Below are 16,089 nucleotides of genomic sequence, written 5' to 3' on the forward strand. Positions count from 1 at the left end.
TGAGTAAATAAGAGTATGCTAAAATTGAGAGTGTGAATAGTAGAGGAGGCTTAACATGGATACACAACTTATGTTTGGATACGGCTCACAAGCGGTTGGATTAAGCTTAGACAAGTTAAATCGACATGGTCTTATAGCGGGAGCGACCGGAACGGGTAAAACGGTTACCTTAAAAGTTATAGCTGAACAGCTAAGTTTAGCTGGCATACCTGTGTTTTTATCAGATATTAAAGGCGATTTGATATCTTTGGCTGAGATGGGTAGTTCTCAAGCATTTATTGAAAGATTACAAGCCACTCACTATGAAAATTATGATAATCAAGCTTTTCCTATCGAACTGTGGGATGCCCATGGGCAATCAGGGCTGCCACTGAGAGTTACTGTTTCAGAAATGGGACCCATTTTATTAGCCAACCTATTAGGTTTAAATGAGACACAAACTAGTATTTTGAATGTGGTTTTTTCGGTAGCAGACGAAAAAGGGCTTTTATTGATTGACTTAACAGATTTAAGAGCAATGCTAAATTTCGTAGGCGAACATGCCAAAGAATTAAGCGGTAGTTATGGGAATATTTCCAAAGCATCCATTGGTGTTATTTTGCGCAGTATTGTAGTTTTAGAACAGCAAGGAGCTGATGCTTTTTTTGCTGAGCCTAGTCTAGAGATTGAAGATTTATTAAGGGTAGATGAATCAGGAAAAGGCATTATAAACATTTTGAATGCCAGCAAGCTCTATCAAACTCCCACACTTTATGCCATGGTCTTGTTAGCACTCCTAGGAGAGCTCTTTGACAGTCTTCCGGAAGTGGGCGATTTAGCTAAACCTAAAATGGTTTTCTTTTTTGATGAAGCCCATGTTTTGTTTGATGGAACTCCGAAGGTGCTGGTTGAAAAGATAGAATTGATGGTTCGCTTAATTCGCTCCAAGGGGGTAGGCATCTTTTTTGTCACTCAAAACCCTATGGACCTTCCAGACAGTGTGTCTTCACAATTAGGCAATCGAATTCAACATGGCTTAAGAGCATTTACACCAAAGGAACTTAAAGTGGTCAAAGCAGTGAGCCAAACTTTCCGACAAGCAGAATCTTCAGCTGTTGATTTGGAAAAAGTGCTCCAAGCGTTAGCCACCGGAGAGGCTGTTGTTTCTACTCTAGATTCAAAAGGCACACCAAATGTTGCTGAACGAGTTATGATTTATCCTCCGATGAGTAAGTTGGGCCTTGTTGACCCTCAAACTATTTTGAAGACGATTAACCACTCACAACTCTTAGATAAATATAGTGAAACAATTAATCGTGAGTCTGCTCACGAACAATTAAATCAAGCTATGCAAGAAACACAAGAAGAAATGATTGAATCGATTGATGGCAAAGCAGAGGACCTCTCAACCAACCAACGCATTAAAGAGCTGGAAGCAGAATTAGCTAAACAGCTTAAGAAGTCAGGCAAAACAGCTTCAAGACGGACGGATTCAAATTTTGACCGCTTTACTAAAAATATGATGAGTCAGGTTGGTCGCGAGATAGGCCGAGTTATCACACGTTCGATATCTGGTATGTTCAAAAAGTAGACTTTAGCGATTAATAAAGGATGATGATTCTTAAAAAAATGTTATAATCAGTAGGGATGCAATATGATAAATGTTTAACACTTTATTCTAGCAATAATTAAAAAGGAGCATTAATTTCTATGACATTAAAACTCATCACTATTGACCTTGATGAAACACTCCTCAGGACTGACAAGACTTATGATCGGGATCGCTTTAACCGCGTTCTGAAACGGTTAAGAGAAGCAGGAGTGATCGTGGCAATTGCTACTGGTAATTCTTATCAGAAAATTGCAGATTACTTTGAAGAGTCTGTCTGGCCGGACTTATATTTTGCTTGTGATAATGGTAATTACATTGTCAAGAATGATCAGACCTTAAAGAAGATTGGCATTCCATATGAAGGTTTTACCCAAATTATCGACTTTTTAGATGAATTTCAAGCCTATTCTCCCGTTTTAGGATTAGGCGATGCGGCTTATTTTAGAGACACTAAGGGTCCATTATTTGATTTCATTTCACGCTACGCTAAAGATGTAAACTACATTCCTCAATTTTCTGAACTGCCTGAAGATTCTGTTGTAACAAAAATTGCGATTGCGACACAAGATACACTTGACCGCAATAAAGTCTTAGCTCGTATAATCAACGAGCGTTATCAAGAAGTTACTGCAGTTACTTCAGGAGATGGATGGGTAGATGTATATAATAAAGAGGGTGGTAAAGGCAGCGCCTTACTTTATTTACAAAACAAATACAATATTAAAGCTGAGGAATCGATGGCCTTTGGTGATTCTTTGAATGATGAAAGCATGATGGCTCAAGTCCACTACAGTATAGCAATGGATAATGCCGATAAAGACTTGGCTATGCAATGTCGCTATAAAATCGGAAATAATAATGACCAATCAGTTATTTGTGTGCTAGAAGATTATATACAATCATTTGAATTAGACTTTTTAGAAAAATACCGTACAATTAAAGAATAGTAGGTTGATTAAATGGTAAAGAGAACGCAAAAGAAAAACATCAAGAACAGAATGGACGAGATGGCTCAAATTGACGCTTTCTTAATTCCGGCTCATCAAGCAGAAATGTATAAAGTTTTAAGACAAGCAGTAGCCGAAGAAGCCATTGAATATTGGCGAGCAAAATATCCTCAGGTTTCTCGTATAAAGGATAATCCTGATGAAGGCGAGGCTATTCAAATTAAAAATGCTGAGGATCAAGAAGTTTTTCGTTTCTATCTTAATCCTTCTAATATTTCTCAAGCGCAAAAGGCAAGAGATAAAGATCAACTGGATAAGTTTTTAATCAAATTTGAAAATATAGACAAAAATTCCCCACCAATGGTTTAATCAACGGTGGGATTTATTATTATACCTTCATTTTCAGAGCTTCTTGATAAATTGAAAATAGCTGTCGACCAATTTGAGGAAGGTCGCGTTCGATGGCAATTTCATAGGCTTTTTCTACTAATGAAGGGAGTTTGCCTTCATAGGCTAGTTGAATTTTTTCTTGAAAGGCTTTAAGATCTATAGCTTTATGAACATTCACACCGTCTTCCAGCCAACCATCAAATACAGGGATATCACGCACAATAAAATCTGTTTTCATGGCGCAAGCTTCAATTGCAGGAATACCTTCAGTTTCTTCAAAAGTCGGGAAAATATAAAGATTGCTCGCTAACAAACCGGCCCGTATATCTTCATTAGGTACATAACCAGCAAATTTTAAGTTAGGTAATTTCGTAGAGACAGCCTTTTTTATTTCATCCGGTACATAGCGCAAGTCAAGATAGCCAAACCAAATAAATTGAATGTGAGGCATCCGTTTGGCTAATTCAACAAAGTCAAGAATCCCTTTGCGTTTTAAGTATAGTCCAATCCCCATTACAACAAAATCATCAGGCTGATAGTCGTACTTTTGACGGAAAACTTTCTTAAGTTTCTCAGTGTCTAGAGGTTGAAATCTAGATAGGTCTATCCCGTTAGAAACAGAATAAATCGGTTGATCGAGACCGTAATTTTCAAGCAGGCTCTTAGAATATGGAGTAGGGGTGATGAGAATATCACCCAAACGGTAACAAGTTAGCAGCCATTGTTTAAAACTAGGTGCTAGAAAATTTGAGAAACGGAAGGAGTTCTCAAAGTCCTCTTTAGTCGAGTGGGCATGATAAATGACTGGAATATTCTTGCGGCGACATTTGGCTGCTAAAAGATAGGATTTAGGGAAGTAGGTATTAATATGTAATAGGTCAAAAGAGTCCTTGGGATTCATGGTATAATCGATTCCCATATATTCCAATGCTTTTTGCTGATGATGAATGGCTTTGCCTAAGCCTGAGCGTTTGATTTGCTCGAGATTGCCTGAATAAAGTAAAACGCGCATCTACTTACCTACTTTCTCTTTTAAAAATCTTAAAAAACTTATTTTTAATGAATGTAATACTTATTTTATCGAACAGGCCCTATTTTAACAAGTTTTACTAAGTCTTGTTAAAGCAATTTAGTCTTTACCAATGATTTGATGTATAATCCAATAGATGAGCAAAGCGACTTTGAGAGGGGGCTTTTTAATGACAGGACATTTTGGTCAAATTTTCTTACTGCCTGGACGCTCGTTACTTGAAAAAGAAATTGAGAGGTTGCAAGTGGATTTATCGCAAGCTGTATTTGAGTATGATGAATTAATTTATAAGGATTGTTTTTATTTAGAAAAGCACTTTTATTTAAATTTTGGTAAAGAATGGCTCAATTTATTAAAAGCTCATTTTCAAGCTGTCTTCTTAGAAAGAAAGTATAGAATAATACGTCTTTATAAGGAAAAGAATCAAAAGCTAAAACTGCAACAGTTAGAAAAAGATTTATCTGTTTATCAGCAGTTAATTATTGAAACGGAAGAAAAGATACAATCAGCAGAACACTCTATCTACGAAGATACTTTAACAGAAGAAGAGGCGCGCTTGATGCGGGGAATGTACCGTCAAATAGTTTCTAATGTCCACCCTCTTCTATATCCTTTACAAACAAAACACCAAGAGGTACTTTATCAAAAAGCCTTGACTGCCTATAAAAGAGATAATAAAGAGATTCTTCAATTGATTTTAGATCATTTAAATGAAGATTATGCTCAAGCGTCTCCATTAAAATTAAGCCAACTAGTCGATGTGAGGAATGCCTTGTTAGTCTCTTTATATGAAAAGAGGAATCAATTGGCCTTAAGACGATCTGATTTTCCCTATCTCATTCGCGATTACGTTCTAAATGATGAATTAGGCGAGAAAATGCGACAAAGTCTGATGCAGAGACGAAGTCAATTTAAGCAAAAAATAAAACAATTGGAGTTAGAAATTGCTAAGTTAAAAGAGAGTTAATCCTCTATTTAGTCCTTTCACTTCAAGACCCAAACTTTTTAACCAAAACCTAAGGTAAATAACAGAGGAGCAATACATGGCAAATAATTTTGAAAAAAACCAACTCTTACAAGCAAGAGTAGAAGATTTAACTCATGAAGGGTTGGGTGTCGCTAAAATTGAGGGCTTTCCATTCTTTATTGAAGGAGCCTTACCGCAAGAAGACATTGAATTTAAAGTCATAAAAATCGGAAAAAAATATGGCTTTGGAAAGTTAGAAAAAGTAGTAAATAAAAGTCCTGACCGAGTAGCCATAACCGATGATATCGGGCGTCAAACGGGAACGATGACCTTACAACATTTGTCTTACGAGGCACAGTTAGCATTTAAAGAAAAGGTTGTGAGAGATGCTTTTGAACGTATTGGGCATTTTAAAGAATTGACCATTCAACCGACTATGGGTATGGATGATCCATGGGGATACCGTAATAAGGCTCAAATTCCAGTACGGATGGTTAAAAGTAAGTTAGAAACGGGATTCTTTCGAAAAAATAGTCACGACCTCATTCCAGTTGAAGACTATCATATTCAAGATCCCGCTATTGATCAAGCCATTCTAATGGTTCGGGACCTTTTAAGAAAGTACCACATTCCGGCTTATGATGAGCAAGCTCACAAAGGCTGCATGCGTCATTTAATTGTAAGAAAAGGCCATTATAGTGGTCAATTAATGGTCATTTTAGTTTCTAAAGCTAAAGTAATTCCTCAACTTGAAGAATTAATGCAAGAGATGATTAAAAAAATTCCTCAGCTGGTATCAATTATTCAAAATATTAATCCCGCCAAAACAAATGTTATTATGGGAAAAGAGACTTATTGTTTATGGGGAAAAGAGTATTTTGAAGATCAGATGTTAGAGATGACTTTCCGAATATCACCACAATCTTTCTATCAAATTAATACTCCTCAAGCTGAGCGTTTATATCAGCTGGCTATTGCAGCAGCAGAACTAGATGGCAGTGAGACTGTATTGGACGCTTATTGTGGCATAGGCACCTTATCCTTAGCGCTTGCCAAACATGCTCAAGCGGTCTATGCCATGGAAGTAGTGGTTGAAGCCGTCGAAATGGCTGAGAAAAATGCCGAAATCAATCAGATAGATAATGTGCATTTTGAAGCGGGTTTAGCAGAAGATTGGCTAGCAAGATGGAATCAAGAAGCCATTCGTTTTGATGTGGTGACAGTGGATCCACCGCGCAAGGGATTGGATCCTCAGTTTATTGAAAGCTTAGTGGAACAAGATCCAGCTAAGATTGTCTATGTTTCTTGTAATCCAGCTACCCAAGCGCGTGATTGTCAACTACTTGCTCAAGCGGGCTATCAAGTCAAAAGTATTCAACCGGTTGATCTTTTCCCATTCACTAATCATGTGGAGACGGTAGCTTTATTAACAAAACTCAATAAATAAGATTTTAAACCAATGAAATTAAGAGCTGTTCCAATTTTCTTCAATAAGGAATTGGAATAGCTCTTTTTTATATGAAGAGTATAAATTGTATTAAATAATAAATAATACAATCAAATTAAAGTTTTTTAAAACGATCTTCGATTATAATCCTTTCGTCTTACTTCTATAATTAAGCTATAAAGAAAAAATACATTTTTGAAAGGAAAACATTATGATAGGAGAAAACATTTTACTCAGTTCCGTGTTTGTTGCCGGATTATTGTCATTTTTTGCACCCTGTACCTTCCCCTTAATTCCAGTCTATATTGGTTTTATGACGGATGAAGCAGGAGAATATCAAAAATTAAAAATTGGCAAGTTCGAAATCAATAAGGGAGGCATTATTAAAACCATGTCCTTCGTATTAGGACTTTCAACCAGTTTTATTATTTTAGGTTTTGGCGCAGGATGGTTAGGCCAAGCCCTAAATAATTCTTCCATTTTAATCTTTGCAGGCTTTTTAGTTTTTTTACTGGGTGTCCACCAAATGGATATCATCCACTTTAAAAAACTGGATCGTATGCGTGGAATACAAGTGAATGTAAAACAGAAAAAAGCCTTAGGAACCTATCTGATGGGTGTTTCCTTTAGTCTTGGCTGGACACCTTGTGTAGGACCAATATTAGGAGCTGTTTTAGTCACTTCCGCCAGCGGAGACACTCAATTTTACGGAGCCTTCTTGATGTTAATTTACTCATTAGGGCTAATGATTCCCTTTTTGATTATGGCGATTCTATCCACTTATATGTTAGACCGTGTTAGCTTTTTCAAAAAACATCTGGTAACCATCAAACGAACAGGTGGCTTCTTGGTAATGATAATGGGAATCGTCCTAATGACCAATCAACTTCCCAACTTAGTCGCTTATTTTAATAACTTATTCAATTAGGAGGAAATGAAATGAAAAAATTTATATTATTACTAGCTGTCGCTTCAATCGCAAGTGGTTGTGCCTTAGCTTCCAACCAAGAGACTACAGATGGCGAATCGAACAATTCAGCCCAAGAGCTTAAAAAGACAAATAAAGTTTCAGAGGATTCAAGCATATCTTCAAAAAGAGAAAGTGCTTATGATTTCACCTTAAAAGATTTAAAGGGAAAAGATTATTCTTTAGCAGAACAAAAAGGCAAGCCAGTTTATGTCAAGTTTTGGGCATCCTGGTGTCCGGTTTGTTTAGCTGGCTTAGAAGATTTAAATACTTTAGCTGGTCAAGAAAATGACTTTGAAGTTGTAACGATTGTTTCTCCTGGTTATAACGGGGAGAAAAACAAAGAAGATTTTATGGAGTGGTTTAATTCGCTAGAATACAATAATATGAAAGTACTTTTAGATGAAGAGGGCCAGACCTTTGCTAATTATGGAGTACGTTCAATGCCAACTAATGCCTTGATTGATAGTCAAGGGGTGCCAGTAAAGATTATTCCAGGTGAAATTCGCAAAGAAACATTAACTCAATTGTTTGAAGCCTTAGCAAAGGAGAATTAAGATGAAAAAGATATTCGTTTTATTGGCGTTTGCCCTATTTTTAGTCGCTTGTTCACAAGTGAGTTCTAACAATAAAGTGAATGACAGTAAATTAGCTGAAATTGACGCCATATTGGATCAAGAGAAAGCTAAAAGCAAAGTGAACCCTAACAAAGACATCGATTATTCTTCTGCTGATTTGAAAAAAATTTATTTAGCCGGTGGCTGTTTCTGGGGTGTTGAAGCCTATATGGAAAGAGTCTACGGTGTTGCAGATGTAATCAGTGGCTATGCGAATGGAAACAAGAGGGAAGTAAGTTATGAAGAAGTGATTAAAGGATCGGGCCATGCCGAAACGGTTGAGGTGACCTATGATCCGGAGCGCATTTCTTTAGATGGACTGTTAGATTATTATCTAAAAGTAGTTGATCCAACGAGTAAGAACCGTCAAGGAAATGACCGCGGTGTTCAATACCGCACAGGTATTTATTTTACTGAAACTACTGATCAAGCGATCATTCAAGCTCGCTTAGATAAAGAACAGGCCAAATATCGTAAAACCATTCAAGTAGAAGTAGAAGAATTGAAAGATTTCTATCCAGCTGAAGAATATCATCAAGATTATTTAGAGAAAAACCCCAATGGCTATTGTCATATTGATTTGAATAAGGCTAATGAACCTTTAATTGATCCGGCTCTATATCCAAAGCCAAGTGATCAAGAGCTCAAAGATAAATTAACAGCCATACAATATAAAGTAACGCAAAAAAATGATACAGAGTCTTCTTTTTCTAACGAATATTGGGATAATGAAGCAGCGGGAATTTATGTCGATGTAGCTACGGGTGAACCTCTCTTTAGTTCAAAAGATAAGTTTGATTCTGGCTGTGGCTGGCCATCTTTTTCTCGCCCCATCGCTAAGGAAGTTGTAACATATAATGAAGATTTAAGTTATAATATGAGTAGAATCGAGGTTAGAAGCCGTGCAGGCGATTCACATTTAGGTCATGTGTTTGAAGATGGGCCTGAAGAATTAGGCGGTTTGAGGTACTGTATTAATAGTGCTTCAATTGATTTTATCCCATTAGAAGAAATGAAAGCTGCAGGCTATGAATCCTTAATAAATTTTGTGAAGTAGGTTATTATGTTGAAATTATTGATAGCTGATGATGAATCAATCATTCGCAGGGGTATTAAACAATTAATTCCATTAGAAGATTTAGGCATTTCAGACGTTTATGAAGCAGAAGATGGTGAAGAAACTTTAAATGTGGTAGAAGACTTTCAACCTGATATTTTGCTTCTAGATATTAATATGCCTAAGCTGGATGGCTTGAGTGTGGCTGAATCTGTCAAGGCTAATTATCCCCAAATTTATATTATTATCTTAACAGGTTACGATTATTTTGAATACATGCAAAAGGCTATTCGAGCTAAAGTGGATGATTATATTTTGAAACCAGTATCCAAAAAAGACATTGAGTTCATCTTACAAACAGCGATTACTAAGATAAAAGAAAAACGTCAAAAAGATGAAATTCAGGCATTAGTTCCTGAAGAAGTCGATAGGGTTAAACGCTCAGATTTGATTGAAGACTATTTGGATAAACATATATTTCAAGCTGATTTGTCGCTTAGTCAGATGGCGGAAGCAATCGGCTATAATAGTAATTATTTGTCTGTTTTGATCAAAGATTACTATGGAATGAGCTTTCAGGACTATATCAATAAACGACGTATGGAGAAAGCAAAGCTACTTTTACTATCAAGCGATAAAAAGAACTATGAGATTGCGCATGAGATCGGAATCGAAGATGTCAATTATTTTATCACTAAATTCAAAAAATATTATCAAATCACCCCCAAACAGTTTAGGCAGGCAAAAAAATGAAAACAATGCGCAACCGATTTGACCGAAAAATCAGTGTATACTTTTTCAGTATTTCAATGATGATCGTTTTAATATTATCTTATGCTAATTATAGGTCTTCAGTTAAAATTATTAAGCAAAATATCGAAATGGAAAACAGTCAGCAGTTGAAGACGGCTAGTTTATATATTGCTTCTTATCTTGAGAAGATGAAAAGTTTAAATAGTTTATTAGCCATGACCCCCGAATTAAATAGTGATCAGGAGCAAGCAATTGATGAGCGTGCTGTAAAAAGCACGCTTGATTTAATAAAATCGAGCGATAACATTATAAAAAATATTATGATAATTACTCAATCCGGTCAGTTAATTACTCAAACCGGAAGCGTAATGGAAAGTAAAGCGTCGGTGTTGAATGAAGACTGGTACCAAACAGCTTTAAAGTCGAATAACATGGCTCAAATTACTCGTGAAAATCATTCGGGCTTTACCATGAATAAAAGTGAACGAGTCATTTCCTTGAGTCATAAAATCGAAGATGCTAATAGACAATTTCAAGGACTTTCTATCATAGATGTCTCCTATAAGTTTATTGAAGATTATATTTCTACGGTAAATTTAGGGGAAAATGGTTTTGCCTTTATTGTAGATGAAAATAAGCAGCTGATTTTTGATTCTGAACAGATGAATGGTGATTCGCTAAAAGAAAAGGCCAATTACCTTGCTATTATTGAAGATTCGAGTGCTTTTAACAAAGAAGATTACATTATTTCATCAATCTATGTTCCGAATACAAATTGGCAATTGACGCAAGTTAGAAGTCCTGAAGAAATTTACATTCTAAATAGAAAGCTGATTACCGAAATGCTTATCTGGGCTTTTTTAATTCTACTTTCAAGTATTTTTCTTTCGATTTTCGTATCAAAAAAAGTCACCAATCCTATTGTGGACTTAATTGATGAGATGAAAAAAGTGAATCAAGAATTTTCGAATATCCCGGTAAACCAACAAGCTTCTCTAGAAATCAGAGAACTGACCTTGGAGTATAATTTGTTATTAAATCGGGTAAAAAAATTGACAGAGGCAATTGAAGAAAAGGAAAAAGCTAAGCGTACTTATGAATTAAAAGCCCTTCAAAGTCAAATTAACCCACATTTTATCTATAACACTTTGGATACTATTTTATGGCTGGTTGAACTAGGAGAAAAAGATCAAGCTGTCGAAGTTATTCAATCTTTAGGTAGTTTATTACGGACCACCTTGAGTGTGGACGAGGACGTTATTGAATTGAAGAGAGAAGTAGAGCAGGTTAAAAATTATATGAACATCCAAAAGATTAGGTATGATGATAAATTTGATTACGATATTTCGCTTGGAGCAAATACAGGCGAAATTTTAGTACCTAAGTTAATTATTCAACCGATTGTTGAAAATGCTATTTATCATGGTATTAAAACTAAAAAAGGCCAGTCGCATATCCAAATTACTTCCAGGATTGGAGCGAACGCTTTAATGATTCAAGTGGAAGATGATGGGATAGGATTTAAAGGTAAAGAGCATTCAAACAAACCAAAGCCTAAACTAGGCGGTATAGGTATGGCTAATGTGGATCAAAGACTGAAAATCCTCTACGGAGAAGCTTATGGCCTAAGCTATACCAGTGATGATCAATTAACTAGGGTAACATTAAAGATAAAAATCTAAAAAGTATTTCTATCCTAAATTTCTACAAGACCGTTAAAAGAATTGAACCAGCGACACTGTAAAACGTTCCTGGTTCTTTTTGACTTGACAGTCCTAACCGTAAAATTTGTTATCAAACAATCAATCATTTAAAATGTAAATAAGAAAAGATAGCAATTTATTGACGCATTAAAAGTCAAAAATAGGATTAGTTAGAAGCTATTATGTATTTCATCAAAAAAACAAACCCTGAGCTTACTCAAGTAAGTAGAAGGGAGAAGATCTGAAAGTAATTCAACAATAAGTCTTGTGCCTTTTTGCTAAAGGAAAGCCTTTTTGATTAAGTGAGAAAATGTGAGCTAGAAATGATAGACAGCAAGTTAGATGGATAATAAAGTCATCGAGAGGAGGAATTATTCAATGACTAAAGACAGCAAAAAGGATTATCAAACAATTATTCATCCCTTGAAGCCATTCTATAAAAAGGACTCTAAAATCTTAATCTTAGGCTCATTCCCTTCAGTGAAAACGAGAGAGTATGGTTTTTTCTATGGACATCCACAAAACCGTTTTTGGCCTTTGATGGAAAAACTATTTAATGAAGCATTAAGTTCCAATATAGAAGAAAGAAGAAAATTTTTAATGAATCATAAAATTGCCGTTTATGATTCGATATATCAATGCGATATTGTCGGTTCGAGTGACGCTAGCATTAAAAATGTAATTCCTTCTAATTTAAAAATGATTTTTGACAAAGCATCTATTCAGCAAGTTTTCTGTAATGGAACTACTTCTTATAAGTATTATCAAAAATATCATGCAAAAGATATGGGTATTAGGGGAATTAAATTATCTTCTACCAGTCCAGCCAATGCGCGATTTCGTTTAGATGATTTGTTTTTAGAATGGAAAAAAATAATCACCTATCTAGATGAATAAAGGATTAGTGAAAAATGGGCCAGAATGGGTATAATGAACATACTCTATTAAGGATGGGAGAAAATATAAAGTAGAGCAGACTCAAGATAATGGTATAAGTCATGGTTGACTATTACCAATAGATGAGTGGGGAAGGACTGAATGTAAAAGAACAAGCAATATAAACAAATGATTAAATCAAAGGAGGAAAAGATGGAACGTTCAAGTGGGGTTTTAATGCATATATCTTCGCTACCCAACGATTATGGAATTGGGTCCTTTGGGCAAGCAGCTTATGATTTTGTTGATTTTCTATCGGATACTAAACAAAAATACTGGCAAATATTACCTCTAACAACGACTTCTTATGGAGATTCACCTTATCAATCTTTTTCAGCTTATGCCGGAAATCCTTATTTTATTGATTTAGACATACTGCAAAAAGAAGATTTATTAACGTTAGAAGATATAGAAGGAATCGACTTCGGCCAAGATAGAAAGTCAGTGGACTATGCTTTAATCTTTAAAAGTCGCCAAACTATCTTGGAAAGTGCCGTTCAACGTTTTAAAAACAAGAATCTAAGTGATAGCTACCAACAATTTATACAAGAAAATCAGGATTGGTTAAATCCTTTTGCTGAATATATGGCGATTAAAGAAACGTTTGATCTTAAAGCTTGGTATGAGTGGGATGAACCAGCAAGAAAACGGGAGGCTGATGCTATAGCTAGCTATCGTTTAGATTTAGCTGAACGACTTGATTATTATCGAATAACCCAATTCTTTTTTTACCAACAATGGCAATCCTTAAAAGCCTATGCCAATCAAAAAGGGATTGAGATTATTGGAGATATGCCGATCTATGTCTCGAGAGATAGCGTAGAAATGTGGACCCATCCAGAATTATTCAAAGTCGATAGAGAGGGCAATCCGACTCTAGTAGCAGGAACGCCACCTGACAACTTTTCCACCGATGGACAACTTTGGGGCAATCCAATTTATGACTGGGAATATCATCGTCAACAAAATTATAAATGGTGGGTCCAACGTTTTAAAGAGAGTTTTAAACTTTACGACTGGGTGCGAATCGACCATTTTAGAGGGTTTGAGTCTTTTTGGCAAGTTCCGCTTTCGGCTAAAACATCCGCTGAAGGAGCATGGTCTAAAGGACCAGGTTGTGATTTGTTTGCTGCTGTCAATGAAGCGTTAGGAGACTTAAATATTATCGCTGAAGATTTAGGTTTTATGACAGCTGACGTGATTGCTATGCGAGAAGCGACCGGTTTTCCTGGGATGAAAATCTTACAGTTTGGTTTTGAGGAAGTGGGTGACTCACCAGATCTCCCCCACCACTATCCACACAATTCAATAGCTTATGTTGGCACTCATGACAATGAAACAGCTAGGGGATGGGCACAAGATACAGCGAGTCCGGCGTCTTTAGATAAAATAAAAAATTATCTAGGAGAATTAAAAGACGAAAGTATAGCTGATTGTCTAAATCGTGGAATTGCTATGTCACGATCTTACTTAGCAATTTTTCGTATGCAAGATCTTTTGGACCTAGATAACCAATCACGAATGAACACTCCTGCAACATTAGGAGGAAACTGGAAATGGCGTATGACGAAAGAACAATTAACAGAAACTGTCAAGACTAAATTGTTGAAACTCACCCAAACTTATTATCGCTAAGGACAGTATTAATATTTCAACAGTAAAAGAAATGGCTATCCTGTTTCTTGCGGATGGTTATCATTGATTTCTTTCAGAAAGATTCTTGCTAATAGTTTCTGGCAATAATGCATTTCATGGATCAAAGAATTTAATTACTTTGCCTTTCAAAGATTTTAGAAGGGAGTCAATTTTATTATGATTTTCTTAGTGTCAAATTAATAGTGTAAGCTAGATCGCAAAATTATAATAAATAGACCAGCATTTTTACTCTTTTCTAATAGTCAGCTCGCATTTTGATGAGCTGTCGATTGCATTGATACGATTGAATATTTGCCTTGCAAGTATGCTCAGCTAAAAGGCGAGGGAAGCAAAGGGCGCTGACTCATCCATTCAAGCTACTTAGCGCATTGTTAGCTCTCTTTTTATTTTTTTGTGAACAGCTCCTTTTTGATCCACAAGGTGTTGAAGTTTGAAGCGGACTTTATCAAAGCTTCATGTATCCGATGTCTGAACTTTGCATCATACTCTGTGATATAACAAAAAATCGTTTTCTCCAGAGCTGCTGTATGAGGAAATTGTTCTTTCACTTTGCTGATTCGCTGGATTTGTTGATTAATTGCTTCTTTTGAATCATTTCCACGTCTAATAGGAGCAAAAGCAGGGCCACAATGAAGACAAACATAATCTTTTTATGGGGTGTTTTTGTTAGCCTTCGGCTTCCTATTTTTAAAATTAAGAAGGATCGACCGCTCTTTGTTCAGCAAAAAGTTAATGGCATCTTCTAAGGCTAGGCGCAAAATTACTGAACAGACTCACCTTGTGCGAGTGCAGTCATTCGTTTTGTGTTAAATTTTTCTATAAGGGACCTCCTGTTTGTGATTGTTTTGTGGCCATCACAATCTTATAAAAGGAGGTTTTTTCTATTGAGACTTCGAGCTTAGACCAAAAATTTTAGGCTGTGGAGATACTTTGTAAAAAAAGAGTAATTGTTTGTATTTAAAAACGTTTATTTATAGAATAAGTGTGAAAAAGAAAGGAGAGTCATTATGACAAAAATAATCGCATTTGGTATCCGGGATGAAGAAAGACCGATAGTTGAGGCTTGGGCCAATAAAGCCAATGTAGAAGTTAAGATGTTGCAAGATATTTTAACTGAAAAGACAATTTACCAAGTAGAAGGGTATGATGGGGTCACCTTATCCCAAGTGGCTCCTTTAGAGCAATCGATTTATGCTAAGTTAGAGGCATTTGGCATTAAACAGATCGCTCAAAGAAGTGCTGGAGTGGATATGTATGATTTGGAAATGGCTAAACGTCATCATTTGATCGTTTCCAATGTCCCTACTTACTCACCAGAATCAATTGCAGAATGGTCAGCTTTGACGGCGATGAATCTTATTCGGCATTATGATGCTATTCAAGAACAAGTGAAGAAGCATAATTTTTCTTGGACACCAAATATTAGAGGTCGAGTAATCGGAAATATGACCGTTGCAATTATCGGTACCGGTCATATTGGCCAATGTGTCGCACAAATTTTTAAAGGGATGGGCGCTAAAATAGTTGGATATGATTTATACCCAAATGATGAACTGAAGGATTTATTAGAGTATCAATCTTCGATAGAACAGGCAGTAGAACAAGCAGATATTGTTTCTTTACACATACCTGCTATTGAGGAAAATCACCACTTATTTGATGAGAAGATGTTTAAGAAGTTTAAGCAAGGAGCAGTCTTATTAAATATGGCAAGAGGATCAGTAATTGATACGACGGCACTACTAAATGCTTTAGATGAGGGCATCCTATTAGGAGCTGGACTGGATACCTATGAACATGAAGCGCCTTATATTCCCAAAGATTTTTCAGACAAGGAAATTGAAGATGAAGTCTTTGTAAAAGTATTAGACCATCCTAAGGTGATTTATTCTCCTCATATTGCATTTTATACGGATGAATCAGTAAAAAACTTAGTAGAAGGCGGCCTAAACGCTACATTAGATGTCATTAAAACTGGAACAACCAAAAATCGAGTAAATTAAGATAAAAATTAGATATACAATTTTG

General features: G+C 35.9%; 14 protein-coding genes. 13 read left to right on the top strand and 1 reads right to left on the bottom strand.

The genetic code is table 11. The features are described from left to right. Window positions 1-55 precede the first annotated feature (55 nt). The 3 genes from ACQV2O_RS03570 to ACQV2O_RS03580 all read left to right on the top strand — a co-directional run bounded on the left by ACQV2O_RS03570 (window position 56) and on the right by ACQV2O_RS03580 (window position 2,907). On the top strand, window positions 56-1,570 hold the full coding sequence (locus ACQV2O_RS03570; RefSeq protein WP_428873456.1) for a helicase HerA-like domain-containing protein: 1,515 nt from the start codon (window positions 56-58) through the stop codon (window positions 1,568-1,570). A 119-nt stretch (window positions 1,571-1,689) separates the two neighbouring features. After that, window positions 1,690-2,538, top strand: coding sequence for an HAD-IIB family hydrolase (locus ACQV2O_RS03575; RefSeq protein WP_428875014.1), 849 nt, complete (start codon window positions 1,690-1,692; stop codon window positions 2,536-2,538). A 12-nt stretch (window positions 2,539-2,550) separates the two neighbouring features. Further along, complete coding sequence (locus tag ACQV2O_RS03580; RefSeq protein WP_428873458.1) at window positions 2,551-2,907, top strand: hypothetical protein; 357 nt, start codon at window positions 2,551-2,553, stop codon at window positions 2,905-2,907. 19 nt (window positions 2,908-2,926) lie between these two features. On the opposite strand, the gene ACQV2O_RS03585 is transcribed toward ACQV2O_RS03580, so the two are convergent. Next, the gene (locus tag ACQV2O_RS03585) at window positions 2,927-3,940 is read right to left on the bottom strand and encodes a glycosyltransferase (RefSeq protein WP_428875015.1); all 1,014 of its coding nucleotides are present in this window, start codon (window positions 3,938-3,940) and stop codon (window positions 2,927-2,929) included. Window positions 3,941-4,127: 187 nt separating this feature from the next. Between ACQV2O_RS03585 and ACQV2O_RS03590 the strand changes: the two genes are divergently transcribed. From ACQV2O_RS03590 to ACQV2O_RS03635, 10 genes are all read left to right on the top strand, one after another. Then, window positions 4,128-4,925, top strand: coding sequence for a hypothetical protein (locus ACQV2O_RS03590; protein WP_428873461.1), 798 nt, complete (start codon window positions 4,128-4,130; stop codon window positions 4,923-4,925). A 76-nt stretch (window positions 4,926-5,001) separates the two neighbouring features. After that, window positions 5,002-6,372, top strand: a complete 1,371-nt coding sequence (gene rlmD / locus ACQV2O_RS03595) for a 23S rRNA (uracil(1939)-C(5))-methyltransferase RlmD (RefSeq protein WP_428875017.1) — start codon at window positions 5,002-5,004, stop codon at window positions 6,370-6,372. Between the two features lie 211 nt (window positions 6,373-6,583). After that, complete coding sequence (locus ACQV2O_RS03600; protein WP_428873480.1) at window positions 6,584-7,300, top strand: cytochrome c biogenesis CcdA family protein; 717 nt, start codon at window positions 6,584-6,586, stop codon at window positions 7,298-7,300. 11 nt (window positions 7,301-7,311) lie between these two features. Further along, window positions 7,312-7,896: a TlpA family protein disulfide reductase gene (locus ACQV2O_RS03605; protein WP_428875018.1), complete on the top strand. Its 585-nt coding sequence runs from the start codon at window positions 7,312-7,314 to the stop codon at window positions 7,894-7,896. A 1-nt stretch (window position 7,897) separates the two neighbouring features. Next, window positions 7,898-9,013, top strand: coding sequence for a peptide-methionine (R)-S-oxide reductase MsrB (msrB, locus tag ACQV2O_RS03610; protein ID WP_428873483.1), 1,116 nt, complete (start codon window positions 7,898-7,900; stop codon window positions 9,011-9,013). Window positions 9,014-9,019: 6 nt separating this feature from the next. Further along, complete coding sequence (locus tag ACQV2O_RS03615; RefSeq protein ID WP_428875019.1) at window positions 9,020-9,766, top strand: response regulator transcription factor; 747 nt, start codon at window positions 9,020-9,022, stop codon at window positions 9,764-9,766. Further along, entirely contained in the window at window positions 9,763-11,448 is a 1,686-nt protein-coding gene (locus ACQV2O_RS03620) for a cache domain-containing sensor histidine kinase (RefSeq protein ID WP_428873486.1), read from the top strand. Before ACQV2O_RS03615 ends, ACQV2O_RS03620 begins: the two co-directional genes overlap by 4 nt. A 399-nt stretch (window positions 11,449-11,847) precedes the next feature. Then, window positions 11,848-12,366, top strand: a complete 519-nt coding sequence (locus ACQV2O_RS03625; RefSeq protein WP_428873487.1) for a DNA-deoxyinosine glycosylase — start codon at window positions 11,848-11,850, stop codon at window positions 12,364-12,366. A gap of 192 nt (window positions 12,367-12,558) precedes the next feature. After that, window positions 12,559-14,040, top strand: a complete 1,482-nt coding sequence (gene malQ / locus ACQV2O_RS03630; protein WP_428873488.1) for a 4-alpha-glucanotransferase — start codon at window positions 12,559-12,561, stop codon at window positions 14,038-14,040. Between the two features lie 1,028 nt (window positions 14,041-15,068). After that, on the top strand, window positions 15,069-16,064 hold the full coding sequence (locus tag ACQV2O_RS03635; protein ID WP_428873490.1) for a D-2-hydroxyacid dehydrogenase: 996 nt from the start codon (window positions 15,069-15,071) through the stop codon (window positions 16,062-16,064). Window positions 16,065-16,089: the final 25 nt, after the last annotated feature.

It is taken from the genome of Facklamia sp. P13055 (genome assembly GCF_050409445.1).
Lineage (GTDB): Bacteria > Bacillota > Bacilli > Lactobacillales > Aerococcaceae > Facklamia.